General features: G+C 42.5%; 29 protein-coding genes. 18 read left to right on the top strand and 11 right to left on the bottom strand.

What is annotated here, in order from left to right:
- Positions 1 to 64: 64 nt before the first annotated feature.
- Positions 65 to 448 carry a VOC family protein gene (locus NSS78_RS18330; RefSeq protein WP_003214664.1) on the bottom strand — a complete coding sequence of 128 codons (384 nt, stop codon included), beginning with the start codon at positions 446 to 448 and terminating at the stop codon, positions 65 to 67.
- A gap of 118 nt (positions 449 to 566) precedes the next feature.
- Here NSS78_RS18330 and NSS78_RS18325 point away from each other — a divergent pair, with 118 nt between their 5' ends.
- The gene (locus tag NSS78_RS18325) at positions 567 to 1748 is read left to right on the top strand and encodes a class I SAM-dependent rRNA methyltransferase (protein WP_327839468.1); all 1182 of its coding nucleotides are present in this window, start codon (positions 567 to 569) and stop codon (positions 1746 to 1748) included.
- Between the two features lie 37 nt (positions 1749 to 1785).
- Here NSS78_RS18325 and NSS78_RS18320 read toward each other — a convergent pair whose 3' ends face one another.
- Both NSS78_RS18320 and NSS78_RS18315 read right to left on the bottom strand, forming a co-directional pair.
- Positions 1786 to 2466, bottom strand: a complete 681-nt coding sequence (locus tag NSS78_RS18320) for a CidB/LrgB family autolysis modulator (protein WP_050944523.1) — start codon at positions 2464 to 2466, stop codon at positions 1786 to 1788.
- On the bottom strand, positions 2460 to 2843 hold the full coding sequence (locus tag NSS78_RS18315; protein ID WP_003215226.1) for a CidA/LrgA family holin-like protein: 384 nt from the start codon (positions 2841 to 2843) through the stop codon (positions 2460 to 2462). The genes NSS78_RS18320 and NSS78_RS18315 overlap by 7 nt, the downstream gene beginning before the upstream one ends.
- A 165-nt stretch (positions 2844 to 3008) precedes the next feature.
- Here NSS78_RS18315 and NSS78_RS18310 point away from each other — a divergent pair, with 165 nt between their 5' ends.
- The 4 genes from NSS78_RS18310 (at position 3009) to NSS78_RS18295 (ending at position 5902) form a co-directional block, all read left to right on the top strand.
- Positions 3009 to 3896: a LysR family transcriptional regulator gene (locus NSS78_RS18310; RefSeq protein WP_003214744.1), complete on the top strand. Its 888-nt coding sequence runs from the start codon at positions 3009 to 3011 to the stop codon at positions 3894 to 3896.
- 17 nt (positions 3897 to 3913) lie between these two features.
- Complete coding sequence (thiM, locus tag NSS78_RS18305) at positions 3914 to 4738, top strand: hydroxyethylthiazole kinase (RefSeq protein ID WP_212045694.1); 825 nt, start codon at positions 3914 to 3916, stop codon at positions 4736 to 4738.
- The gene (thiE, locus tag NSS78_RS18300) at positions 4725 to 5393 is read left to right on the top strand and encodes a thiamine phosphate synthase (RefSeq protein ID WP_212045693.1); all 669 of its coding nucleotides are present in this window, start codon (positions 4725 to 4727) and stop codon (positions 5391 to 5393) included. The genes thiM and thiE overlap by 14 nt, the downstream gene beginning before the upstream one ends.
- 134 nt (positions 5394 to 5527) lie before the next feature.
- On the top strand, positions 5528 to 5902 hold the full coding sequence (locus tag NSS78_RS18295; RefSeq protein WP_003215339.1) for a nuclear transport factor 2 family protein: 375 nt from the start codon (positions 5528 to 5530) through the stop codon (positions 5900 to 5902).
- A gap of 30 nt (positions 5903 to 5932) precedes the next feature.
- Here NSS78_RS18295 and NSS78_RS18290 read toward each other — a convergent pair whose 3' ends face one another.
- From NSS78_RS18290 to NSS78_RS18265, 6 genes are all read right to left on the bottom strand, one after another.
- Positions 5933 to 6271 carry a DUF4288 domain-containing protein gene (locus NSS78_RS18290; RefSeq protein ID WP_212045692.1) on the bottom strand — a complete coding sequence of 113 codons (339 nt, stop codon included), beginning with the start codon at positions 6269 to 6271 and terminating at the stop codon, positions 5933 to 5935.
- 346 nt (positions 6272 to 6617) lie between these two features.
- Positions 6618 to 8159, bottom strand: coding sequence for a cation acetate symporter (locus NSS78_RS18285; RefSeq protein WP_003214799.1), 1542 nt, complete (start codon positions 8157 to 8159; stop codon positions 6618 to 6620).
- On the bottom strand, positions 8156 to 8470 hold the full coding sequence (locus NSS78_RS18280) for a DUF485 domain-containing protein (protein WP_003215154.1): 315 nt from the start codon (positions 8468 to 8470) through the stop codon (positions 8156 to 8158). Before NSS78_RS18280 ends, NSS78_RS18285 begins: the two co-directional genes overlap by 4 nt.
- A gap of 107 nt (positions 8471 to 8577) precedes the next feature.
- Positions 8578 to 9246, bottom strand: a complete 669-nt coding sequence (locus tag NSS78_RS18275) for a glycosyltransferase family protein (RefSeq protein WP_106029470.1) — start codon at positions 9244 to 9246, stop codon at positions 8578 to 8580.
- The gene (locus NSS78_RS18270; RefSeq protein ID WP_095117915.1) at positions 9239 to 9928 is read right to left on the bottom strand and encodes a class I SAM-dependent methyltransferase; all 690 of its coding nucleotides are present in this window, start codon (positions 9926 to 9928) and stop codon (positions 9239 to 9241) included. The genes NSS78_RS18275 and NSS78_RS18270 overlap by 8 nt, the downstream gene beginning before the upstream one ends.
- Positions 9929 to 10226: 298 nt before the next feature.
- Entirely contained in the window at positions 10227 to 10367 is a 141-nt protein-coding gene (locus NSS78_RS18265) for an anti-repressor SinI family protein (protein ID WP_003215413.1), read from the bottom strand.
- 455 nt (positions 10368 to 10822) lie between these two features.
- Here NSS78_RS18265 and NSS78_RS18260 point away from each other — a divergent pair, with 455 nt between their 5' ends.
- Both NSS78_RS18260 and NSS78_RS18255 read left to right on the top strand, forming a co-directional pair.
- A complete protein-coding gene (locus tag NSS78_RS18260; protein WP_034620336.1) occupies positions 10823 to 11206 on the top strand; it encodes a GtrA family protein in 384 nt (127 codons plus the stop codon).
- A 27-nt stretch (positions 11207 to 11233) separates the two neighbouring features.
- A complete protein-coding gene (locus NSS78_RS18255) occupies positions 11234 to 11491 on the top strand; it encodes a hypothetical protein (protein WP_003215318.1) in 258 nt (85 codons plus the stop codon).
- Between the two features lie 35 nt (positions 11492 to 11526).
- Here the strand turns inward: NSS78_RS18255 and NSS78_RS18250 are convergent, their stop codons facing one another.
- Positions 11527 to 12372: an AraC family transcriptional regulator gene (locus tag NSS78_RS18250; protein ID WP_003214606.1), complete on the bottom strand. Its 846-nt coding sequence runs from the start codon at positions 12370 to 12372 to the stop codon at positions 11527 to 11529.
- Positions 12373 to 12548: 176 nt separating this feature from the next.
- On the opposite strand from NSS78_RS18250, the gene NSS78_RS18245 reads away from it, so the two are divergent.
- The 8 genes from NSS78_RS18245 to qoxD all read left to right on the top strand — a co-directional run bounded on the left by NSS78_RS18245 (position 12549) and on the right by qoxD (position 21825).
- On the top strand, positions 12549 to 13733 hold the full coding sequence (locus NSS78_RS18245; RefSeq protein ID WP_137054213.1) for a galactokinase: 1185 nt from the start codon (positions 12549 to 12551) through the stop codon (positions 13731 to 13733).
- Positions 13733 to 14725 (top strand): UDP-glucose 4-epimerase GalE, encoded by a 993-nt coding sequence (galE, locus tag NSS78_RS18240; protein WP_309216072.1) that lies wholly within the window; start codon positions 13733 to 13735, stop codon positions 14723 to 14725. The genes NSS78_RS18245 and galE overlap by 1 nt, the downstream gene beginning before the upstream one ends.
- A 34-nt stretch (positions 14726 to 14759) precedes the next feature.
- Positions 14760 to 16280: a UDP-glucose--hexose-1-phosphate uridylyltransferase gene (gene galT / locus NSS78_RS18235; protein WP_137054215.1), complete on the top strand. Its 1521-nt coding sequence runs from the start codon at positions 14760 to 14762 to the stop codon at positions 16278 to 16280.
- Between the two features lie 4 nt (positions 16281 to 16284).
- Entirely contained in the window at positions 16285 to 17367 is a 1083-nt protein-coding gene (locus NSS78_RS18230) for an aminopeptidase P family N-terminal domain-containing protein (protein ID WP_003214911.1), read from the top strand.
- Positions 17368 to 17883: 516 nt separating this feature from the next.
- A complete protein-coding gene (gene qoxA / locus NSS78_RS18225) occupies positions 17884 to 18840 on the top strand; it encodes a cytochrome aa3 quinol oxidase subunit II (protein ID WP_095117964.1) in 957 nt (318 codons plus the stop codon).
- Positions 18841 to 18867: 27 nt separating this feature from the next.
- A complete protein-coding gene (qoxB, locus tag NSS78_RS18220) occupies positions 18868 to 20826 on the top strand; it encodes a cytochrome aa3 quinol oxidase subunit I (RefSeq protein ID WP_003215069.1) in 1959 nt (652 codons plus the stop codon).
- Entirely contained in the window at positions 20826 to 21443 is a 618-nt protein-coding gene (qoxC, locus tag NSS78_RS18215; protein ID WP_003214975.1) for a cytochrome aa3 quinol oxidase subunit III, read from the top strand. The genes qoxB and qoxC overlap by 1 nt, the downstream gene beginning before the upstream one ends.
- A gap of 1 nt (position 21444) precedes the next feature.
- Positions 21445 to 21825, top strand: a complete 381-nt coding sequence (gene qoxD, locus NSS78_RS18210) for a cytochrome aa3 quinol oxidase subunit IV (RefSeq protein ID WP_003215204.1) — start codon at positions 21445 to 21447, stop codon at positions 21823 to 21825.
- Between the two features lie 77 nt (positions 21826 to 21902).
- Here the strand turns inward: qoxD and NSS78_RS18205 are convergent, their stop codons facing one another.
- Positions 21903 to 22169 carry a spore morphogenesis/germination protein YwcE gene (locus NSS78_RS18205; RefSeq protein ID WP_003215279.1) on the bottom strand — a complete coding sequence of 89 codons (267 nt, stop codon included), beginning with the start codon at positions 22167 to 22169 and terminating at the stop codon, positions 21903 to 21905.
- A gap of 476 nt (positions 22170 to 22645) precedes the next feature.
- Here NSS78_RS18205 and NSS78_RS18200 point away from each other — a divergent pair, with 476 nt between their 5' ends.
- From NSS78_RS18200 to NSS78_RS18190, 3 genes are all read left to right on the top strand, one after another.
- Positions 22646 to 23857 carry an FtsW/RodA/SpoVE family cell cycle protein gene (locus tag NSS78_RS18200; RefSeq protein WP_106066982.1) on the top strand — a complete coding sequence of 404 codons (1212 nt, stop codon included), beginning with the start codon at positions 22646 to 22648 and terminating at the stop codon, positions 23855 to 23857.
- Positions 23858 to 23967: 110 nt separating this feature from the next.
- Positions 23968 to 24717: an oxygen-insensitive NADPH nitroreductase gene (gene nfsA, locus NSS78_RS18195; protein WP_226804398.1), complete on the top strand. Its 750-nt coding sequence runs from the start codon at positions 23968 to 23970 to the stop codon at positions 24715 to 24717.
- A gap of 56 nt (positions 24718 to 24773) precedes the next feature.
- Complete coding sequence (locus NSS78_RS18190; RefSeq protein WP_309216070.1) at positions 24774 to 25775, top strand: LLM class flavin-dependent oxidoreductase; 1002 nt, start codon at positions 24774 to 24776, stop codon at positions 25773 to 25775.
- Positions 25776 to 25789: the final 14 nt, after the last annotated feature.

The raw sequence follows: 25789 nt of genomic DNA, 5'->3' as shown, positions 1-25789 counted from the left end.
GGATGCTCTTACTCTTTTTCTTTTATGGAGCCTAAAGGGAACTGGCCCCATTTCCTAGGAAATATTAGCGCTGGAAGAATTCGATCCATTCTTGGTCTGGCCCTCTGAAAAAGAAGTAGCAGTATCCATTTGGTAGCGTCGTAATTTCTTCATCAATTAATTCGATTTGCAGCTTTTGAATACGATTGAATTCAGCATGAATATTGTCAGTTGTAAAGGCAAGATGGTGAACCTTTCCTTCAGATGGCAGATCGCTGCTGTACCCTTGGATGAGCTCAATTTCCGTTTCTGCCTCATCTTTAAAGCCGAGAAATGCAAGCTCAATGATTCCGTTTGTATGAGTGATGCGATCCTTTAATTTCATGCCCACGACTTTTTCATAAAAATCAATGGACGTATCAATATTTGAAACCATAATACCTGTATGATCTAATCGTAATGTCGTCAAAAAAAGAGCCTCCTCTATGGTGTGTTGATATTTTTCTCCTCATCTTATCATAATAGAAGTAACGTATACATTCATATGATAGGATAGAGAGAGTCAATTTAGGATAAGGATGACACGAATGAAAAAAATCTCATTAAAACAAACATTTGCAGAACAAGTGAAAAAGGGATATCCGCTCATTTCTAAAGATGCTGTATCGCATGTAAACGGTATGAAAGAAGGCGAGCTGATTGAATGGGTGGATGAGCGAGGCACCTTTTTAGGAAAAGGATATTATGGTGTGCAAAATAAAGGGATCGGCTGGGTACTCACCTTTGATGCCAACGAAAAAATAGACCACGCCTTTTTTGTCTCCAAGCTTGAGCAGGCAGCGAAAAGCAGAACGCATTTATTTCATGATGCACTGACGACTGCTTTCCGTGTGTTCAACGGAGAGGGAGATGGCATTGGTGGGCTCACGATTGATCATTATGACGGCTTCTATCTCATCCAGTGGTATAGCGAAGGAGTTTATACATTCAAGGCGGAAGTATTGGCTGCACTTGAGCATGTATATCCAGACTATAAAGGCATTTATGAAAAGAAACGATTTGATACGTCGGGACAGTATATAGAAGATGATGATTTTGTAAAAGGGGAGAAAGGTCAATTTCCTCTCATCGTGAAAGAAAATGGCATGAACGTAGCGGTTTACTTAAATGATGGTGCGATGACAGGCATTTTTCTTGATCAACGTCATGTGAGAAAAGCAATTCGAGATCGCTATGCAAAAGGAAAGACCGTGCTCAATACATTTTCTTACACAGGTGCTTTCTCCGTGGCAGCAGCGCTTGGCGGAGCGAGCCGGACGACAAGTGTAGATGTCGCAAACCGCAGTTTGAAAAAAACATCTGAACAGTTTGAAGTCAACGATATAGATGTGGACGGGCAGGATATTAAAGTCATGGACGTCTTTAAGTACTTTCCGTTTGCTGCGAAAAAAGGATGGACCTATGATCTTGTCATCTTAGATCCGCCATCCTTTGCACGCACGAAAAAGCACACATTCAGTGCGGCGAAGGATTATAAGAAGCTATTAAAAGAAGCTATCCAAATCACAGCTGAGAACGGCGTCATTGTGGCATCAACGAATAGCAGTGCATTTGGTATGAAGAAATTCAAAGGATTTATTGCGCAGGCCTTTAAAGAATCAGGACAAACCTATCGTATCCTTGAAGAATATACACTTCCTGAGGATTTCCGTACGACGAAGAATTATCCAGAAGGAAATTATTTAAAGGTTGTCTTCATACAAGCATAAGAAAAAAGCCATTTTCTGATAAAGGAAATGGCTTTTTTTATAAGGCAAACGACATGAGGAGAGGTGCTGCACATAATGTAATGATGGCTGAAAGAATCATCGACACACTTGAGATCGTCCCTGAGACGGAGCTCATTTCAAATGCCTTCGATGTTCCTGCCCCGTGTGCCCCAGTACCAAGCAGGACGCCCATGGCAATGTCATTATCAATACGGAAATAACGAATGATCATTGGACCGATGATTGACCCAAACAGTGCGGTTAAAATGACGAATACTGCCGTAACGGACGGCATCCCGCCAATCATTTCTGACACACTCATCGCCACTGGTGTTGTGACCGACCTTGGAACAAGACTTTCAATAAGGCCTGTATCCAAATGAAACAACTTCGCGATAAATGCCGTAGATAGAATCGCAATGACAGAACCGCAAGCCACATTCAAAATAATTTCCACTGCATGCTTCTTCAGAATGTGAAAATACTTATATAAAGGAATGGCAAAAGCAACAGTCGCAGGCTGAAGCATATTCGTGAGCCATTTCCCGCCTTGATTGTATGCATCGTAAGGAATGTTGACGATTAACAGAAAGACGACAAGGACAAGCGGTGTCACAAGTAATGGTGAGACATAGACCTTCGGATGCCGTTTATACACCGCTTTTGATCCGAGATATAAAAGAACCGTTAAGATCAGAAATAGTGCGCCAACTAACATAGCTTTTTCCGCTCCTTTCTTTTCGCAATCATTTGCGTCATGATACCAGTCGAGAGCATGACGACAAAGGTACTCAGTAAGACGACAAGGACAATACTTGTACCAGATTGAGAAATCAATGTTCCATAATCAATGACACCAACGGCTGATGGGATAAAGAATAGCAGCAGTTCTCCGAGCAGCCATACGGCACCAAGTTCAATCCATTTTAATTGAATGATTTTAAAATGAAGTAATAAGAAAATGACCAGAATGCCTAAAATCGTACCCGGTATTCTTAAATGCAAAAAGGCCGCGAGCACATTCATCAATTTCGCAAAAACAAACAAAGCCATAATCTGAAGGACAGCAATCAGCGGCGTTTTGAGCAATTTCACTTTCTGTTCACTCCTTTTTCTATATAAATTGTTCACTGTTTCACAAAAGCATGACAACGTTCCAATTGATTAGCTTACTTTAAAGTGTACAGCACGTTCAGTTATAGGTAAAATACATATATCGAATAATTAGTATTCCTTTTGTCTATAGGAAGGGTGAGTCATGTGGACATTAGACATTTAACATATTTCTTAGAAGTGGCGAGGTTAAAAAGCTTCACAAAAGCATCACAATCTCTTTATGTGTCGCAGCCTACCATTTCCAAGATGGTCAAAAATCTCGAGGATGAGCTGGGGGTGCAGTTGTTTTATCGGAATGGCCGGCAGGTTGAAATGACAGATGCTGGACAAACGATGTATACCCAGGCGAGTGAAATCACACAATCATTTCAAAATTTAACGAGCGAGCTAAATGATCTAATGAATGTCAAAAAAGGGCATATTCGCATCGGGCTGCCGCCGATGATTGGATCGAGTTTTTTCCCGAATGTCATGGGAGAATTTCGTCAGCAGTATCCTGATGTCACATTTCAATTAGTGGAGCACGGCTCTATTAAAGTAGAGGAAGGGGTCGAAGATGGTTCGTTAGATATTGGTGTCATTGTTCTGCCTGCAAATGATAAAATCTTTCATACGTACACCATTATTAAAGAGGACATGAAGCTCGTGACGCATCCATCACATCCGATGGCAGGTCGAGATAAGGTTGATTTAGCTGATTTAAAGGAAGAGTCCTTTATTTTCTTTCGAGAAGACTTTGTTCTGCATAGCCGGATATTGAATGAATGTATGAATGCGGGCTTCCGGCCCAATGTCATTTATGAAACGTCTCAATGGGATTTCATTAGTGAGATGGTAGCCGAGAACTTGGGAATTGGCCTTCTGCCTGAGCGGATCTGCCGTGATCTTGATCCTGAAAAGGTGAAAGTCATTTCCTTAAATACGTCGATCCCATGGCATTTAGGAGTCATTTGGCGAAAGGATCGCTATTTGTCGTTTGCGGCAAGAGAATGGTTAAAGCATACGAAATCCTATGTATGGGGAGCAGAGTAAAAGGGAGGACGATACAGATGAAAACAAGCATCGCATCTCATTTATTGGAAAAGGTTCGAGCGGAAAATCCACTTGTTCATAATATCACCAATCAAGTCGTGACGAACTTTACAGCAAATGGTCTGCTTGCTTTAGGCGCTTCGCCAGTCATGGCAAATGCCAAAGAAGAAGTGGCTGAAATGGCGCAATTAGCCGATGCGCTTGTGCTGAACATTGGCACACTGACCAAGGAGACGGTGGAGGCCATGATTATGGCTGGACAATCTGCCAATAAAAAGGGGATACCTGTTCTATTAGATCCTGTCGGCGTTGGTGCGACGGCGTTTCGAATGAAAGCGGCAAAACAGCTGTTAGAGCAAGTGAACATGACCGTTGTCAGAGGGAACGCTGCAGAAATTGCTCATTTACTTGAAGTGGATGGCTGGGAGTCAAAAGGCGTGGATGCGAAAGCAGCGAACGGAGATGTATCGGCACTAGTCAAACAAGCAGCGAGGACACTTCAGACCGTTGTGGTGATCACTGGGAAAGTCGATGTGGTGTCAGATGGAGAGGACGTGTTGTCTATTCATAATGGACATGAATGGCTCACCAAGGTGACGGGAACCGGCTGTTTACTGACGTCTGTCATCGGGGCATTTTGTGCAGTAGGTGAAAGGCCGCTTCACGCGTCGGTAGCTGCTCTATTGTTTTATGGTGTCGCAGCTGAAAAGGCAGCTCAGTACACCCAGAATAAAGGGCCAGGTACGTTTCAAATGGAATTGCTCAATGCACTCTCACACACAACTGGCGATGATGTGTTGTCGATAGGGAAAATAGGGGGAATGTCACATGACAAAGGCTGATCAACAGCAAATCAAACAGCAATTATCGGTTTATTTTATTATGGGAACAGTGAATACAAGCCGGCAACCGCATGATGTTTTGAAAGAGGCGATTCAAGGCGGAATCACCATGTTTCAATTTCGAGAAAAGGGCGAGGGAGCCTTGCAAGGAGAAGAGAAGAAACAATTGGCTCGCCAACTTCAAGTACTTTGCCAAGAAGCGAATGTTCCTTTTATTGTAAATGATGATGTGCAGCTAGCGATAGATCTTGATGCAGATGGCGTACATGTTGGCCAGGAAGACACAAACGCAAAAGATGTCAGACAAAGGATTGGGAATAAAATATTAGGCGTGTCAACGCATAACCTAGATGAAGTGAAACAAGCCATGAAGGACGGCGCAGATTATGTCGGCATGGGTCCAGTTTATCCAACAGAAACGAAAAAGGATACACGCAGTGTCCAAGGAGTATCATTGATCACTGAAGTGCGTCATCATGGTCTTCATATTCCGATTGTTGGCATTGGGGGTATCACATATGGCAATGCAGCACCAGTCATACAAGCAGGGGCAGATGGTATTAGCATCATCAGCGCCATTAGCCAGAGCGCTGATCCTAAAAAAGCAGCAGAAGAATTGAAAGCACTTGTTGCATCAGAAAAAGTATCTCTTTAATCTGGAGGAGACATGGATTGACTCAATTCATGTCTTTTCTGATTTCGGGGAAAATAGACAGGTGAGAAACAATTGTGTACAATCAAATTGTTCGATTATTGTCGAAATGACAGGTAAATAAAGGAGAATGAACAATGGAAGTGCTCGATACGTATTTTCGCCGCTACGATGAAGCTGGAAAAGGGCAGGAGCAAATGGATGAATTGCTCGCATTGTTTTCTGACGATGTCATGATTGTCTTAAATGGTGCAGAGAAGCCTGGGATCCAAGCGTTTACACAGTTTTTAAACACATTTTTCCACGTGCATGAAGACATCAAGCATATGTGGGATGGGTGGAAAAAAAGAGAAGACGGAAAGTATGAAACCAACTGGGCCGTTTGTGGAAAACTTTCGGATGGCCGTGTTTATACAGCAGAAGGAATTGATATTGCACAACTGGACGACAAAGGAAAAATCGTTTATTTAGAAAACGTTCCGAAAAATCCAGAGTTATTTCAACGCTATTAAATAAAAAGCCGGCTCATCAGCCGGCTTCTTTTATTTGTCTAAAGAATAAGCCTCGATGGCTTCTTTCGCTGATGTTTCTTTATCAAAAATAAGGTGGCGGCTGTACACCTCACTTAAATGCAGTGGTTCTTGATCTAAGTCATCTACAAGCTCAAAGACATCTAATATGGCTGCTAATTTTATGGTCGTTTGTCCACCTGCAGCATTATCAAAGGTTTCTTCTGGAAAGCTTTTTTGGATGATACCTTTTACTTTACGATGGTTTTTTTCTCGCACCAAAATGATTCGTTCTTCAAATATTTTATCGGGCATACTGCTTGGTGATGAGATGGATTCGAATAATAACTTGGCAGCATATATTTGACGCATAAGTAATGTCACTTCTTTCTTGCAGTTTTTTTTGTTCAAATGAGAGTTTCTCAACATGTGAAATGATTTCCAGTATGTGTATAAAATGATAACATATGAATGATGTTGTGTAGGAGGATGTTTGAACACACATAAAAAGGAGGTGATAGGGATGAAAAGTGTGATTGATAATAGAGGGGAAGAGCATGAAATTTTGTTGATCCTCGTCACATGCTGCTCTTTGATCACACGTAGAAGGTTTGCCAGATTAGAGAAGTATAAAAATAAGTTAAAAGGTCAATTTATACCTTACTGAAACTTGTTTTTGAGAAGAACACAAAAAGCCGGCTCATCAGCCGGCTCTTCCTTATGAATCAGTATCCATATGCATCCCTGTATGTGCCTTTACTTGAATTTCTGTAAAGGTATCTTCATCTGCTTTTTCAGAGGAGAAGATCGTGCCTAAGTAAGCGGCAAGGAATCCAAGCGGGATCGAGATAATTCCAGGGTTCGACAGCGGGATGAGCGGGTCTCCTGTAAAGATGGCTGCTCCCGATGGGTCCCAGACGCTTGGGCTGAGCGAGACGATAATCAGTGCGCTCAGCAGTCCTACTAAGCTCCCTGCAATGGCACCTGTAGAATTAAATCGTTTCCAAAAGACAGTGAAGATAATCAATGGTAAATTTGCACTTGCTGCCACTGCGAAGGCAAGTGACACAAGGAAAGCAACGTTTAACGATTGGGCAAATAATGCGAGAATGATAGAAAGAATGGCCACGCCGATGGAAGCAAAGCGTGCCGCTTTTACCTGTTCCCGTTCACTCGCTTTCCCTTTGCGGATGATCTGACTATAAAAGTCATGCGCAAAGGCAGACGCGGCGGATAGGACGAGACCAGTTACCACCGCCAAAATGGTCGCAAAGGCAATAGCGGAAACAAAGGCAAATAGCAAATCTCCTCCAAGGGCTTGGGCGAGCAGGGGAGCGGCCATATTTCCTGCTGCATCTGCTGCTGTGATCGCTTCTGTTCCAACAAAGGCAGCAGCACCGAAGCCAAGGAAAACTGTCATTAGATAAAAAATACCGATGATCCACGTAGCGGATAGAACAGATTTACGCGCAGAAATGGCATCCTTCACCGTATAAAACCGGATCAAAATGTGCGGCAAACCTGCTGTCCCAAGCACTAGAGCAAGGTTCAAAGACAGTGTCTCTAAAGGCACATCATATTTATTTCCCGGGTGAAGAAATGCCCCACCGAGCGGGGTCGCTGTTTTCATCTCCTCAAACATCTTCAGCAGGCTAAAATCAAACTTTGCAAATACAAGCAGTGAAATAATCAGTGTCCCAAGCATGAGAAGTACAGCCTTTGTAATCTGTACCCAGCTGGTTGCGATCATGCCACCAAACACGACATAAATGGTCATCAAGACACCGACGATCAGTACCGCAATCCAGTAATCAATGCCAAGAAGCAGCTTGATTAATGCACCTGCCCCAACAAGCTGTGCAATCATATAAAAAGTAGAGACTGTGATTGTGTTAAACGCAGCAACTCCTCGAATGGCAGGACGCTTAAATCGTGCAGCAATCATATCGGCCATCGTATATTTCCCTAGATTTCGAAGCGGTTCGGCTACAACGTAAAGTACGACAAGATACGCCACTAGAAAGCCAATGCTATAGAAAAAGCCGTCAAATCCATTTAAAGCGATCATTCCAGCGATCCCTAAAAATGAAGCGGCAGACATATAGTCCCCGGCGATGGCAAGTCCGTTTTGAAATCCAGTCAGACCTCCACCTGCTGTGTAAAAATCGCTCGCATTGCTCGTTTTTTTCGCAGCAAAATACGTGATGACCAATGTGAGCCCTACGATCGCTATGAATAAAATAAAAGCGGTCATGCTCATTCGTCATCACCTCTTGATTCAATTTTTAAAGCGCTTACATATTTGTCGAACTGAGCTGCTTTCCTCGCATAAAGTCCACATAATACCCAGGTCATCACAAATTGTGTGAGGGCGAATAACCACGCCCATGAGATCGCGCCAATTGCCGGCGTGTTCAAAAAGGTGAAGTAGGATGTAGCAACCGGAAGTGAAAAGTAAAAGAGAAAAAAGAAAATCGTCATCGGTACGATAAATCTGCGTTTTTCCTCGAGAAGTTTTCGAAAATCCTCTGAAGCGGCAACCTTCTTATAATGAACTTTTTTGTCTGCCATTGTTTCCTCCTTTGTACGAATTAGGGACAAGGTACTCCAATGCATATGAGACGATCTGGCTGTTTATGACAGTATATCATAAAAAAGGCACCCGAAAAGGGTGCTTTCTATCGATAATTTGCAAGAAATGTTTGTCTCGCTTTTTCATATGCTTCCGCATCAAAATGATCTCCGCATTTGTGGATGCACCAAGGCTCTTCTTGTTTCGCAATGCCAACCTCATAGCCCTGTTGCATGAATTCAAAGGATTGCGAAACATCATAAAAATGAAAGCCATCAAAGAGGTCCTCACGCCACTTCACATCATATTGCGTCGCCATGAAAAGACCATCAATCGCCGAAGCGTTCATATAATCTTGCGTTTCTGCCTGTTGACGACCACTTTCAAACGAAAGCAGCTGATAGGTGTCGTGACGATATTCAATGACTTTCCCCCTGCAATCAGAACTTTCCCACCAGATCCCATTGTCAGGCACGCTTTCTGCACCTATGACCCCAATCATCCCAAGTGATGGATGCTGTAAAAAAAGCGGGATCAACTCAAGCAGCATATGCTGTTTGACAATCAAGGTATCTTGATGAAGATAAATTTTAAACTGAGCTGGATGAGTGATGGCTTCATTATAAGCAGAGGTCATACTGGATGCATGTCTAATCGGCAAAACCTCCACATGATATCCATGGGGAGCAGGAAGTGAAGCGAGCTGCCGAAAGCAAGCCTGAAACATAGACTCATCATTTACACATAAAACAAACAGGATGGTGGGGTTACTCATGAAGCTGAACCGCCTCAACCACATACTGATAGGCGGTAGCGGCCTCATGAAAATCTGAACGAATGCCATGCTTCATGAGTAATTCATGTAAATCACTCATTACGCTCGCGTAGGTAGGATGCTGTACGCGAATGGTTTCGAGTTCGCGAATACGAAAGCCTGCTGAATGAAACAGTGCATGAATTTCATGAAGAGTGAAGAAACGTAAATGAGTTTGATCCATTAATCCTGCATCTGTATAAGTGAATCTGCCGGCTAATAATTCTAAAACGGTTGATATGTGACCGATATTTGGAATGGATGACAGGATGGCTCCTTCTTTTTTAAGGAAAGGTTTGACCTTCTTTAAAACGGCCCACGGGTCCAATAAATGTTCAAGGACATCTCCGAATATAATGCAGTCAAATTGTTCCTGTTCGTAAGGGAGCGTCATCTGTTCAATATTTCCGCATAACACATGATCTAGCTCTTGCTCAGCCTCTTTTGCTGCATTCTCAAACGATTCAATTCCATAAATGGTCCGGTCCTTTTGTTTCAGGACTTTTCCAAGCTTGCCTGTGCCGCATCCGATATCCAATAAAGACGTCCATTCCTCACGAATACGGCTGACAATGACCGGGTTCACGCCATGATAATACTGATCCTTTTTTTGGTGATAATAGGAAAGGGAATCTGAACTCACGCTCTACCCACCTTTCTGCTTTCTCATTGTTTTCATGCTTAATATATGGGTGGGGAGCTTGGTTTTATAACGAGAGAAGAACAATTTTTATGAATGGCGGCTAAAAAGGGATCATATAAAGAACGGGAAACGGACTGTCCTCCTAATATAGAAAGACAGAACCCCATGAGTGGAAGGGATTGGTATGAAGGGGTGTTCTACTGTAGCGTATCGTCATGAAAGGATTTTTAAAAGGTCAATTGACAAGTCAGAACTTTTAGCCAAAGCAGTCTGAAAGACAAAGGATAACGGCGTTGATTTACGGTTTGTTTATCATCTTCTGATCACCGTTGGATGTTAAAAAAGCTTGTATTTCTTCGATGGCTAGTCCAATTTTTTTCGCTTCCTGAATCAAATAAACCCACTCTTCGTCAACTCTTCTTTTCACTTGCGTATCCATAATATCCTCCAGTTCAATAAGACATATTCATCTGCAACCAATGACTTGAACAAACCGTCTAGTAACTGTACGTGTGGATGAAAACAGCGCAAAATAGATTTTGTCGAAAAATGATGACATTTAACCTATTTTGTAAAATCTATCACCTACCACGTTCCTAAAAAAATGACTAAAAAACCCATAAATATTGATTTCTTACTTCTAATAATAAACAATTGTAAAGTCAGTTAAAAGATTATAAATTAAAATAATGAAAAAGACCTAAAACATTTGGCTTATATAAACCAATTAGGTGACATATGCCATCGAGTAGAACAAATTTCATCTGTGCAGGACGTACATATTGTTCGTTTGGGAAGTTCTTCTCAAGATGGTATTCTAAAAGAAACAGAAACCACCAAGAAGGAATGAAGAAAGACATGTATAGCCTTTTTCAAAAGTATCAAGAAGTTGTCATGTATCTTGTGATGGGTGTGTGTACAACCATCGTCAACATAGTCAGCTTCTACTTATTCGTTGAGATGTTTTCCATGGATTATAAAACAGCTACAGTTGTTTCATGGGTATTTGCTGTTCTCTTTGCTTATATCACCAATAAGAAGTATGTCTTCAAGCAAAAAGCCCGTGATACGAAAAGCCTTATGCGTGAGCTTTCTTCATTTTTTAGTGTTCGTCTCATGTCTCTAGGTGTAGATCTAGGGCTGATGATTTTATTTGTGACCCAAATGGCGCTCAATGAAACTGTCGCAAAAATTCTTGTCAACTTTGTGATTGTGGTCGTGAATTATGTCGCCAGTAAATGGTTCGTCTTCAAGAAAACAAAAGAAGATGCGATTTAACACATGAAAAAAGATAGGTGATATGAAATGAGCAGCAGGCCAGACGAATTATATGATGTCATATATCAGCAAACAGAAAAGCAGCATGAACAAGTGCTGAGGCTAGTCAAAGAAATGACCGCACATCCAGAAGCGTTTTCGGAACAAGAAAAGGAAAAGATCAACCGAATGGACATTGCGCTTCAAACAGCAACGGACATTTTGGAAAACTTAATGACACCTGACACGCAAATGACCATTGTTTTAAGACAAGGGAGAATTCATGTTGACCTGACGAAAGCGTAAAAGAAGCAGCCAATTGTGAAAGCGGCTGCTTTTTATTATGCATCGCTTGTTTCCCGCAGTTGCTTTGGAGACATGCCGATTTTCTTTCGAAAGACTTTATTCAAGTAATTCGCATTTCTGTAGCCGCACTGTATGGCGATTTCTTCAATCGAGTATTTTGTTGTTTTCAGTAACGTTTCCGCCTTTTCTAACCGAATATTGGTTAGATAGTGAATAGGTGTGAAGCCAGTGGCCTTTTTGAATTCCCTCGTAAAATGACTTTTGGATAAACGTGCCGCAGCTGCCATATCGTCCGGGCCAATTTCCTCGTGAAAATGATGGCTGGCAAACAATGCCGCTTGAACGATAGGCTCGGGCCATTTCTCCATTTGTCCCTCAAGCTTTGGCAAATATGAATACAGTTCCATGACAAATTGATAAGCAAGGCTAGACCCCTCAAATGGATTGGTAATCCGTCTTTCACTGGCTTCATCATAAATGGTCTTGAGCAGGCGGATAGGTCTGGAATTCGGATGAAAACGCATGACCTGCTTTCCTTGGTCAATAAATTGGTCAAAGCAAAGATCGCAGGCTTCCCCGTAAAGCGTTAAATAAAGAAATTCCCAATGCTCACTGTCTTCTGGAAAATAATATTGGTAGGCACTTGGGCTTTTCACGAGAAAGGCCTGACCCGGCAATACTTTGAAACGTTTCTCTCCGATTTCAATCATGCCATGTCCAGACAGTGTGAGCTGAAAGATGCACTTGCCCTGATCCTTCCGCTCCACGCCATTCCAGCTATATAACGAAGAAGATTGAACTTCCCAGCCAACAGACCAGATTTGTGCTGGCAATGTCACATCAGAATGGTGAAAACGAAATGCAAATGCTTCTTTCTTCAAATTGGAAACCCTCCTTCACAGCAAAAAACAACCTTTTTCTATTTAGAATCATGTTACACCTCATATCACATCGTACCATTCACAGCAAAAAAAGGGTATTTTTTAACGATTTTTTTACCATTGAACTGATGCTGCTGGGACAACTAAAATAAAAAGTATCAGAAGAGAAAAGGGGAATGGATATGATCGATACGTTACGCGCGGCATTTCACCAGCAATTTGGAGATAGAGAAGAACTTCGCTACTTTTTTGCCCCAGGAAGAGTGAACTTGATTGGTGAACATACAGATTACAATGGAGGACATGTATTTCCATGCGCGCTTACTCTAGGGACATATGCTGCTTGTGCGAAGCGGTCAGATGGCCGCGTGAGAATGTATTCCTTGAACTTTGATCGCGATGGTGTGAAAGAATTCAATCTTTTTGAAATCGCTTACGTAGAATCGGACGGCTGGGCAAATTATCCTAAGGGTGTGTTCAAACAGTTTATAGAAGCAGGAATGAAGATAGAAGAAGGCTTTGACATTGTGTACAGTGGCAATATTCCAAATGGTGCAGGCCTGTCTTCCTCTGCCTCCATTGAGCTTGTTACCGCTGTTCTCATCAATGAATGGCATTCATTCAGCGTTTCAAATGTCCAACTTGCCCTCCTTTCACAGCGTGCAGAGAATGAATTTATTGGTGTCAATTGCGGGATCATGGATCAGTTTTCGATTGCCCTTGGAAAAGAAGATCACGCCATTTTGCTCAATTGTGACACCCTTGCCTTTGAATATAGTCCGTTTCGGCAAGAGGGACTTGCGCTTGTCATCGCCAATACAAACAAAAAACGGACACTGGCTGATTCCAAATACAATGAGCGCCGGGCAGAGTGTCAATCCGCTTTAAATGATCTTCAGAAAGAAAACGACATTGCCCACTTATGTGAGCTCACTGCGGATGAATTTGCGAGGGTTGCCCACTTGATTGAAGATGACGTCTGCCGCAAACGAGCAAGACATGTCGTGACGGAAAACGAGCGGACGATGAAAGCAGTAAATTTTCTGAAAGATGATAAAATGGAAGAACTAGGTGGGCTCATGAAGGCTTCTCATCTTTCTTTAAAGAATGATTATGAAGTAACAGGACTTGAACTAGATGCACTGGCTGAAGCAGCTTGGCGGCACCCGGGGACGATTGGCTCCCGTATGACAGGTGCAGGCTTTGGCGGATGTACGATCAGCATCGTGAAAGAAGAGCTGCTAGATTCATTTATAGAAGAAACTGGTGCGATATATCAAGAGAAAACAGGGATTCAAGCCTCTTTTTACACAGCTGGAATTGGAGGCGGCGCAAGAGAACTCACAAAGGGGGAAGTGTGATGACAATTTTAGTTTGTGGAGGAGCAGGGTACATAGGCAGTCATGCAGTGGCGGCTCTTTTAGCGAAAGGCGAACGAGTAGTGGTAGTGGATAATTTGCAGACAGGCCACAAAGAAGCTGTTTTGGAAGGAGCTGTCTTAGAGGAGGGTGATTTACGAGATCACGCCTTTTTAAGACAGGTGTTCAAAACGCATCAAATAGAAGCGGTCATGCACTTTGCGGCAGATTCACTTGTTGGGGAGAGTGTAACAGACCCGCTTAAGTACTATAACAACAACGTCGGCGGAGCAACTACTTTACTACAAGTCATGAATGAATTTGATGTGAAACTCATCGTCTTTTCTTCCACTGCTGCTGCATACGGTGAACCGAAGCGGGTGCCGATCGTTGAAACGGATGAAACGAACCCAACGAATCCTTATGGAGAAACGAAACTAGCCATTGAAAAAATGCTGAAGTGGTCTGAGCAAGCGTATGGAATAGAATACGTAGTACTTCGCTACTTTAATGTAGCTGGTGCCCATACAGAAGGACTTGTCGGAGAGGATCATCAGCCTGAGACGCATCTCATTCCAATTATTCTGCAAGTTGCTTTAGGAAAACGGGATCAAATCATGATTTACGGTGATGATTATGAGACAGAGGATGGCACGTGTATTAGAGATTACATTCATGTGATGGATTTAGTAGAGGCACACATCTTAGCTGTTGACCGGCTGCGTGCTGGAAAAGGCAGTGCGACCTACAATTTAGGGAATGGAACAGGGTTCTCCGTGAAGCAGGTCGTAGAAGCCGTCAGAAAAGTCACGGGGCATGCCATCCCTGCACAAGTGGCAAAAAGGCGCGCGGGAGATCCAGCAAAGCTGATTGCTTCTTCTGAAAAAGCACTGCAAGAATTGGGATGGACACCTCAATATGCTGACCTTCACACGATCATTCAGAGTGCGTGGGATTGGTTTCAGAAGCATCCAGATGGCTACCAAAGTGAATAAAACGTAAAGGCAGGCAAGAGAGGGGACAGAGGGAATGGCGATTGATATTTTTGAAAAGCTGGAACAGCTGATTCAATACGGGATGAATAAAGAGCTGATAACATCACTAGATATCGAATATACGAGAAATCGACTGCTTGAGGTGCTCAGACTCGATGAAGCGGAAGCAAGAACAGTCTCAGGAGAAGAAGACCTTGAAGACATCTTAATGCCGATGCTCGATTGGGCAGTAGAAACAGAACTTATTCCTGAGGGGACGGATACGTATCGTGATTTACTAGATGCGAAAATCATGGGCTGCTTGGTGGCACCTCCAAGTGTCATCTATGCGAAGTTTGAGGAAAAACGTCAGCAGGGAGGACCGAAGGCAGCTACGAGCTGGTTCTATGAGATGCAGCAGCATGCACACTACATTCATACAGGCAGGATCGCCAAAAATGTACAGTGGTTTACACGAACAGAAGATGGTGTGCTAGAGATCACCATTAATCTATCGAAGCCGGAAAAGGACCCCAAAGCCATCGCTGAAGCCAAGAAGCTCAGCCAAAAGCAATATCCTCTTTGTCTCCTTTGTAAAGAAAACGTTGGGTTCGAGGGACGGATTAACCATCCAGCGAGACAGAATCATCGGATTATTCCTGTGTCACTCTCAGGTGAATCGTGGTTTCTGCAATTTTCACCTTATGTGTATTACAACGAGCACTGTATAGTGTTCAAAGGCAAACATGAGCCAATGAGCATCACCAAAAAGACCTTTGAACGACTGCTTTCCTTCATATCTATATACCCGCACTATTTCATCGGGTCGAACGCCGACCTTCCGATTGTCGGTGGCAGTATATTAAGTCATGACCATTTTCAGGGCGGTGCACATGAATTTCCGATGGCAAAAGCAGAGATGGAAGAGGTCTTTTCTCTCAATGCCTTTCCAGGTGTGCGAGCTGGTATTGTGAAATGGCCGATGTCTGTGATCCGCCTTCGAAGCAGTGAGCGGCAGTCGCTCGCAGACGCAGCAGACTTTATCTTACATGAGTGGAAACTGTATTCAGATGAAGAGGTGGGGGTCATCGCTCATACAGGAGAGACACCTCACAACACCATTACACCTATTGCGAGGCGCCACGGGGATGACTATGAATTAGATTTAGTGCTTCGTAATAACCGTACAAACAAGCAGCACCCGGACGGCATTTTCCATCCGCACGAAGAAGTCCACCATATTAAAAAAGAGAATATCGGATTAATTGAAGTCATGGGCCTTGCTGTGCTTCCTGGTAGATTAGCAGAGGAAATAAGCCAATTAAAAGAGGCTTTGCTATCCGAAAATCCACTTGAAGAAATCAAAGCCCGTCCTGCTATCATGAAGCACGAGGCTTGGGCGAAGCGGCTGCTTGAAGAGAATTCCTTTACAGAGAAAAATACCGAAACCATTTTACAAAAAGAAATTGGCTTTATTTTTTCTCGAATTCTCTCGCAGGCAGGTGTGTTTAAAAGAACTGAGCAAGGGAAAATAGCTTTTAACCGTTTCATTCAAACACTTCAAATAGGCAGGTGATTAGATGATTGAACAAGTAAGAGAGCTCATGGAAGAAAAGCAGCTTGAGGGTGTTTTGATTCAAAAGCGAAATAACTTCTCCTGGCTGACAGGCGGAAGAAGGAATCATATTGTGTTAAATACGCCAGAGGGCGTGTGCCAGCTGCTCGTCTTAAAAGATGACCTCGTTCTCATTGTGAATCAAATGGAAGAAAAGCGGATCATTGAAGAGGAAATGGCGTACGTCGATCATCCGTTTCAAGTGGTCACAATGGATTGGTATGAGGATGAGACCCCATACATTCAAGAACTCACAAAAGGTAAACGAATTGGGACGGACATTCAAATGGATGGATTCGAATGGATCGAACCGGATTTGTCGAATATTCGCTCGATCCTAACTGCCTCACAGCTCAGACAATATGAAACGCTCTGTCATGAAACAGCGGTCATTGTAGAAAGTGTCTGTCAAGAAATCGTTCCAGGGCAGACCGAGCACGAGATTGCTTCGCTTGTTGCTCAAAGAGCCATTGCGCAAGGGATGACGATAGAAGTCCTGCTTGTGGCAACGGATGACCGGATCCATCAATATCGTCACCCGATTCCAACAGATAAAGCTCTTCAAAAGCACGCGCTTGTTGTTCTCTGCGCGGAGCGGCACGGGCTCGTTGCAAATGTTACAAGGTCTGTTTACTTTGGTCAGCTTCCGAAGGAGCTTGAAGAGAACAAAGAGCGGCTAGCACGAATTGACACGGTCATGAATGCCGCTACACGTCCTGGGGAAACATTAGGTGATGTTCTGAAAGCAGGTATTGCTCAGTACGAAAAAGAGGGCTTCCCTGATAGCTGGAAAAAGCTTCATCAAGGGGGAAAGACGGGATTTGTATCTAGGGAAATCATTGCTGTTCCCTCATCGAAGGAAGAAATTCAGCTTCATCAAGTGTTTACATGGAACCCTTCATTGCCTGGACTGAAATCAGAGGATACGATTGTTGTAGAAAAAGAGGGCAACCGCTTTTTAACGTATACAGGCAAGTGGACGTACATGGACATTGAACATGAAGGGAAGATCTATAGACGACCTGACATCTTAGTGAGAGATGAATAAATGCAGAGTGCCGGCGCTGAGCCGGTTTTTTGCTGGAAGTCTTTAGCGAGATTCCACTAATTCAGCATCATTACCAATTCTTACAGCGTATACACAGAGGATCGATACTTTCTTTTCTTGTGAACTTGCGTTAAAATGAGTAAGGTTTTTGTTAAATGTGGGGATACCTATTTTGAAATTGTTTACCTAGATAAAATTTCATTAAGTTAAATTGAAATTTGACCAAACTTTTTTATTGTGGTAAACCTAAATTTGACAAAGTTCTTGATTGTTTGTCCTTTGCCTTCAACTCTCAACTTTTCAAAATCCTAGAAATTTATTGTGTGTGCAATAATATAAATTTATGTCGAATTTATGACATTTTAATAGAAATCTGTTGAAAAATAAATGAACTTTTGAAAAAAGGGAAGCTAACTCTAACAGATTTTGATAGCATTACAAAGGGAAGAAAAGTTTTCGAAGGCAGATGGCTTTTCACAATTATTCAGCAATATATACATTATCTAAGGAAGGATGGTGATCTTCTTGTTCAGAGCCATTAAACCTATGCTTTTATTAGCGATGCTCGTGAGTGTTTTTTTATTAGGAGGTTGCAGCAATATCGCTGTTTTAGATCCTAAAGGACCTGTCGCAGCACAACAAAAAGACTTAATCCTTTTATCCATCGGATTCATGCTCTTTATCGTTGGTGCGGTATTTGTACTGTTTACCATCATTTTGGTAAAATACCGTGAGCGTAAGGACGTTGGAAACGCCTCTTATAATCCAGAACTACACGGGAATACGCTTCTAGAAGTTATCTGGACAGTGATCCCAATATTAATCGTTGCTGCCCTTTCAGTTCCAACTGTAAAAACAATTTACTCTTTGGAAGAGGCACCTCAAGCAACAAGCCATAAAGATCCTCTTGTCGTTTATGCTACAGCTGTTGATTGGAAATGGATCTTTAGCTATCCAGAGGAAAATATTGAGACAGTGAACTACTTAAACATTCCAAAAGATCAGCCGGTTTTATTCAAAATCACTTCTGCTGATACAATGGCATCACTATGGATTCCTCAGCTAGGCGGGGAGAAGTATGCGATGGCTGGAATGGAGATGGAACAATATCTTCAAGCTGATCAAGTTGGCACATATGAAGGAAGAAACGCCAACTTCACAGGCGAGGGCTTTGCTCAGCAAAAATTCAAAGTCAATGCGATGAAGCAGTCTGACTATGATAAATGGGTAAGCAAAACGAAAAAAGAAGCACCAAAGTTAACGAAGAAAACGTATGACTACTTGATGCTTCCTGATGCTGCAGATGTGCAGACATTCTCATCAACACATTTATCCTTTGCGAAGCATGGAGAGGATTCTGAATACGCACTCCAAGCACGCAAACGTTTAGGTTACCAATCAGTTTCTCCGCATTCCAAAACAGATCCTTTCGAGAATGTGAAGAACTATAAAAGAAAACTAGATAATGAATAAACTGACTAAGGAAAGGAGGAGGCCGTTATGCATTTGAAATGGGATGAGTTTTTTGTAACTGGAGACCCATTAATTCTTGGTGCGCAAATTTCTATCGCTCTTACTTCCATTGCTATCGTGTTTGTTTTAACCTACTTTAAAAAGTGGAAATGGCTCTGGAAAGAATGGCTAACATCAGTTGATCATAAAAAGCTTGGGATCATGTATATCCTTGCTGCTGTGATTATGTTCTTCCGCGGTGGGGTAGACGGACTGATGATGCGCGCACAGCTGGCGCTTCCTAATAATACGTTTTTAGATTCCAACCACTATAATGAAATTTTCACAACGCATGGTACGATCATGATTCTATTCATGGCGATGCCATTTTTAATTGGTTTAATCAACGTCGTTGTACCTCTTCAAATTGGTGCACGTGACGTTGCATTCCCTTATTTGAACAACCTGAGCTTCTGGACATTTATGGTCGGAGCGATGCTGTTCAACATTTCCTTCGTCATTGGAGGATCACCAAGTGCAGGCTGGACGAGTTACATGCCGCTCGCCGGAAATGATTTCTCACCAGGACCTGGACAGAACTATTACTTGCTCGGGCTCCAAATTGCAGGTATTGGTACACTTATGACTGGTATTAACTTCATGGTGACCATCTTAAAAATGCGTACAAAAGGTATGACGCTTATGCGTATGCCAATGTTTACATGGACAACATTGATCACGTCTGTCATCATCGTATTCGCATTCCCTGTACTAACAGTTGCTTTAGCACTTATGACATTTGATCGTTTATTCGGTTCTGCATTCTTTACACTCGAAGCAGGCGGTATGCCAATGCTTTGGGCGAACCTTTTCTGGATTTGGGGACATCCTGAGGTATATATCGTGATCCTGCCGGCTTTCGGTATTTTCTCAGAAATCTTTGCGACGTTCTCAAGAAAACAGTTGTTTGGTTACAAAGCGATGGTTGTATCGATTGTGGCAATCTCTGTGCTTAGTTTCCTTGTGTGGGTTCACCACTTCTTTACAATGGGGAACAGTGCAGCGGTTAACTCATTCTTCTCGATTACAACAATGGCAATTTCTGTACCAACAGGTGTGAAAATCTTTAACTGGCTCTTTACGATGTATCGAGGCCGTATCAGCTTTACTTCACCAATGCTTTGGGCACTTGGTTTCATCCCGAACTTCGTTATCGGTGGTGTCACTGGGGTTATGCTTGCGATGGCAGCTGCGGATTACCAGTACCATAACACGTACTTCCTTGTATCCCACTTCCACTATGTATTAATCGCAGGTACTGTTTTTGCTTGTTTTGCTGGTCTTGTTTTCTGGTATCCAAAAATGTTTGGTTACAAGTTAAACGAAAGAATCGGCAAATGGTTCTTCTGGGTATTCATGATCGGATTTAACATCTGTTTCTTCCCGCAGTACTTCTTAGGACTGCAAGGAATGCCAAGACGTATTTATACGTATGGACCAGAAGATGGCTGGACTGCACTAAACTTTATCTCAACAATTGGTGCATTTATGATGGGTGTCGGATTCATCATCCTTTGCTACAACATTTACTACAGCTGGAGACACGCGAAACGTGAAGTGTCTGGAGACAGCTGGGGAGAGGGACGTACTCTTGACTGGGCGACATCTTCTGCAATTCCGCCGCATTATAACTTTGCAGCACTTCCAGAAGTGACAACACCAGATGCATTCCATCACTGGAAGCAAAACAATGTAGACGTTCATCCTGAAAAAGAATTCAAGAAAATTCACATGCCGCACAATTCAGGCAGACCACTTATCATGTCTGCATTCTTCGGACTTGGTGCATTCGGTCTTGTATTTGAATGGTACTGGATTGGCGTTATTGGCTTAATCGGTGTATTTGCAACGATGATTTTACGTTCATTCGAATACGACGATGGCTACTATATTCCTGTTGAAGAAGTGATTGAAACAGAGAAAAAGAATAAGGAGGCGCAGAAGTAATGGGACATAATGATAGCAGCTATGCAAATGCACCGCTTGAATATCAGTCTGAAACGGGACGTTTAAACATCCTTGGTTTCTGGATATTCCTTGGCGCGGAAATCGTGTTATTCTCAACACTTTTTGCGACCTACTTTGTTCTTCATGGCAGAACAGCTGGCGGCGTTTTACCAGCTGAGCTGTTTGATATGAAGCTTGTATTGATCATGACATTCCTGCTATTGGTTAGTTCATTTACATGTGGGATTGCCGTTCATGAAATGCGCCGTGGAAGTACAAAAGGGGTTGTCATTTGGACGATTCTGACACTGCTTCTAGGTGCAGGCTTCGTTGGCTTTGAGATTTTCGAGTTCTTCCATTATGTACATGAGGGCGCGAGCATTCATACAAGTGCGTATTGGTCTGCATTCTTTGTACTCTTAGGAACTCACGGACTACACGTATCCATCGGTATCTTCTGGATTACCGGGGTCTTGTTCCAAATTAAAAAACGTGGATTAACTCCACAAACAGCATCGAAGATTTTTATCTCAAGTCTATACTGGCATTTCCTTGATGTAGTATGGATTTTCATCTTCACAGCTGTTTACTTGATCGGATTAGGGGGGCTTTTGTGATATGGCTGGAAAAACAAATTCCTCAGCAGAGCACGAACACTTCCCTTGGAAACACGTAGTTGGCTTCATCCTATCCATCGTGCTAACCATCTTAGCATTCTGGATTGCTATTGGAGCTGAAATTGGCAGTTCTGCAAAACTTTGGATTATCTTTGGTTTTGCCTTCATTCAAGCGTTCTTGCAGCTATTCATGTTTATGCACATGACAGAAAGCGAGAACGGAACTGTTCAAGTCGGAAATACATTGTTTGGTCTGTTTTGTGCGATTATCTTCGTTATCGGATCTGTTTGGATCTTTGCGGCTCACTACAGCCACGGAGAGAACAGCAAAGACGGTTATTCACCTTCTGCGCCAAAGCAATCGGAGCATTCAGAGAAATAATAAAAAACCACTCATCTCTCAAAGGTGAGTGGTTTTTATCATGATGTTGATAACGTCTCCAATAAGTGGTGCGTTATTTATCTGGTGCTACTGAATCTTTTGCGAATGAATGGAAGTCCATAAATGAGGAACGCTGCAATATGTGCCAAAATGACGTTAATGGCAAAGAATGCGATCATGAAGGTATGTCCTGCTGGAGATAAACTGCTTGTCATGTAAAGACCGAAGAAAATCCACATAATCATAATGGGTGGAATTGAAGCTAGCGCAATTTTTCTGTTTTCAAGCCATAAAAACAGGGGTGTAGCCGTTGCAATACATAGGTACGCAAAGAACATATCCATCGTATCCAACTCCTTTGTAAGTTGATGTTCAATTCAAATGAGAGGTCAGGATGCAATTGTGTCTGTTTTTAGGAGATATTGTGAACATTTTGTTACAAGTATTATACCACAATTGACTTTGAAGTAAACTCAATAATTGGAAAATGGGCCTTATTCCGTAGAAAGTGGCTTTTTCCTTTTCTCTTCATAAAACTTATGCTGACTTGATAATTGCTTGTCATATCGCCACATAGGTCATTGAATTTTCCCCTTAATATCTGTAAAATAATCTTTTTAAAGGACTCGTGATCGGTTGAATGGAAAGAGTATAGAGGAATTTTTTCCTATTGTTAGGATGAAAAGTATTTCATTTTTTGAAAAATGATTGGAACCTTTCGGATGTATCTTCCGTCATATTTAAGGTGAGTTGCTTTTGTGAAAATTTCAATCTAATATAAATAAGGGCTTTTATGTTTTGTAATAAGGGTGGTTAGTTCATGAACAAGCAGAATACATCTCCGTACTATCAAGGGGATTTAATTTTTATATTTTTAGCCTTCTTTGCCATCAGTGTCATTGCGATTTATGCTGCGGGTCAATTTGGGCAGTATGGATCTAATGCATGGACCAGACAGATTATTTACTACATGGTCGGAGTTATATGTATCGTAGCCATAAATTACTTTGATTTGGAGCAATTAGAGAAGCTAAGTCTCTATATTTTTATAGGCGGCATCCTGTTGTTACTCTTTCTGAAAGTCGCTCCTGCACAAATCGGAGGTCATGATTTTGCTCCAATTAAAAATGGTGCAAAAAGCTGGTTTGTGATACCGGGGGTTGGAACACTTCAGCCCTCAGAGTTCATGAAAATTGGTTTGATTATGATGCTCGCATCTGTTATTGGCAAGTCAAGCCCTAGAGGAAAACGGACATTAGAAGATGATATCTTCCTTCTATTAAAAATTGCCGGGGTGGCAGCTGTTCCAGTTGGACTGATTTTCTTACAGGATGCAGGTACGGCAGCTGTCTGTATGTTTATTGTCGTTGTGATGGTGTTTTTATCAGGGGTCAATTGGAAGCTGATTTCTCTCATCGGTTCCGTTGTTGTGCTTTTAGTTGCCGCTGTGTTAGCCGTGATCATACTTTTCCCTGATGTTGCGAAAACAATTGGTATTCAGCAGTATCAGATTAACCGGATTACCGCTTGGCTACCTGATAGTTCAACGTCAGCCAACCAAGCGCAGACTCAGGATGCGTCGGGGTCTGATAAATACCAAGTAGACCAGGCCATTATGGCTATTGGTGCTGGACAGATTTTTGGGAATGGGGTTAAAAACTTAAAGGTCTATGTCCCAGAAGCACAAACAGATATGATTTTCTCCATTATAGGAGAAGCCTTTGGCTTTATCGGCTGTGCGTTTGTTGTGATCATGTTCTTCTTCTTGATCTACCGGCTTGTCGTGCTGATTGACCGTATCCATCCTTATAGCCGATTCGCGTCATTCTTCTGTGTGGGATATACAGCACTTATTGTGATCCATACGTTCCAGAACATTGGGATGAACATAGGCGTGATGCCTGTAACAGGAATTCCGCTCCTATTTATCAGCTTCGGAGGAAGCTCTGTTTTATCTGTTCTCATTGGATTCGGGATTGCTTATAATGCAAGTGTTCAATTAACGAAATACCAAAGTTATTTATTTAAATAAAACGGGTAAGGGCAGTCTAAGCATAGACTGTCTTTTTTCATTCGAGTTTTAATTTTTGAAAAGCCATATGGCTTTGCCTTATGATAGTAGAAGTGAAGGAGGTCTTCGAATTGAACAAAACGATAGAAACGATATTAAATCATCGGTCCATCCGTTCGTTTACAGACGAGCGTTTGTCCGAAGAAGAGGTGCTGACACTTATTAAAAGTGCACAGGCTGCTTCGACATCAAGCTATGTACAGGCGTATAGTATTATTGGGGTGACAGATCAGGAGAAGAAGGCCAAGCTTGCTGAACTGGCTGGGAATCAGCCATACGTTGAGAAGAATGGGCATTTCTTTGTCTTCTGTGCAGACTTGAAACGCCATGATGATATTGCAAAAAAAGCAGGTAAGAATCATCAGGAGGCGCTTGAGAATACAGAAGCCTTTCTCATTAGCGTCATTGATACAGCGCTCGCTGCGCAAAATATGAGTATAGCCGCAGAATCAATGGGACTTGGGATCTGCTATATAGGCGGTCTGCGTAATCAACTGAGAGAAGTCTCTGATTTGCTTGAAACGCCATCATATGTGCTGCCGTTATTTGGTCTGGTTGTCGGACATCCAGCGAATCAATCGTCACAAAAGGAACGACTGCCAGTTGAACTCATTTATCATGAAAATTCATATCAGCAAGATGAAGCGCATGTGGATCGTTATTTAAAAGAATACGATGATCGTATTTCATCATATTATGAAGAACGGACAAACGGAGAGAGAACAGATACTTGGTCTAAGCAGATGCTTCGCGGCTTTAGTCAGCCAAAGCGTGCCTTCCTTGGGGAATTTGTGAAAGAGAAGGGCTTTAATCGAAAATAAATAAGAAATCCCCCTTTCGATTGAGAGAGGGGGATTTCTGTAAGAGGTGCAGTAAGATGAAATTAAGTATACTGGATCAATCTCCTTTGATTGGAGATGCAACACCTGCTGAAGCCTTAAAGCAAACGGTTGAATTGGCAAAGCAGGCAGAGAAGTGGGGCTATCACCGTTTTTGGGTATCAGAGCATCACTTTTCAAACCGGCTTGCAGGATCGAGCCCAGAGGTGCTTCTCGGTCATTTATCAGCCGTTACGTCAAACATACGTATTGGCTCAGGCGGTGTGATGCTGCCTCACTATAGCGCCTATAAAGTAGCAGAGAACTTCAGGGTTCTTGAAGCCCTCGCTCCTGGCAGAATCGATCTTGGGATTGGACGTGCTCCTGGTGGTATGCCCATTTCCTCCATAGCTCTTCATCATGGTGAACGAAAACGTCTAGGTGATCAATATCCTGAGCAGGTAGAAGAGCTGAAGGTCTATTTACATGACCTAGCAGATGAATTTTATCCACTGCCTCATTTAATCGCTTCTCCGAAGGTAGAGACTGCACCAGAGGTATGGATGCTTGGTTCCTCTGGAGGAAGTGCAAGACTTGCGGCGAAAGCAGGTGCAGGCTATACGTTTGCGCTATTTATCAATGGCGAAGGCGGAGAAGATTCTGTGGAGCAATATATCAACCGGTTCGAACCTTCAGCATTCGGTGATGAGCCGCGCGTTAGTCTGGCGGTCTTCGTTTTATGTGCTGAAACAGAGGAACAGGCAGAAAAACTGGCAGTCAGCTTAGATTTATCCTTACTCGCCAATGAACAGGGGCAAAACCTCGGGGGCTTTCCTTCATATGAAGAGGCACAGGCTTATTCCTATAGTCCGTATGAACAAAAACGAGTGGCTGCCAATCGTCAAAGGATGGTGGTTGGAACGCCATCTTCTGTGAAAAAACAGCTGACGGCATTAACGAAGGCTTATCGTACAGATGAAGTGATCGCCGTGACCATCACTCACCGCATGCAAGACCGGCTCACATCTTATCGTTTATTAAAAGAAGCCTTTGATGCATAACGTATGTATGTCTG

This window comes from Bacillus sp. FSL W8-0920 (assembly GCF_038593215.1).
Classification (GTDB): Bacteria; Bacillota; Bacilli; order Bacillales; family Bacillaceae; genus Bacillus; species Bacillus pumilus.
This window is presented reverse-complemented; position numbering and strand designations above follow the sequence as displayed.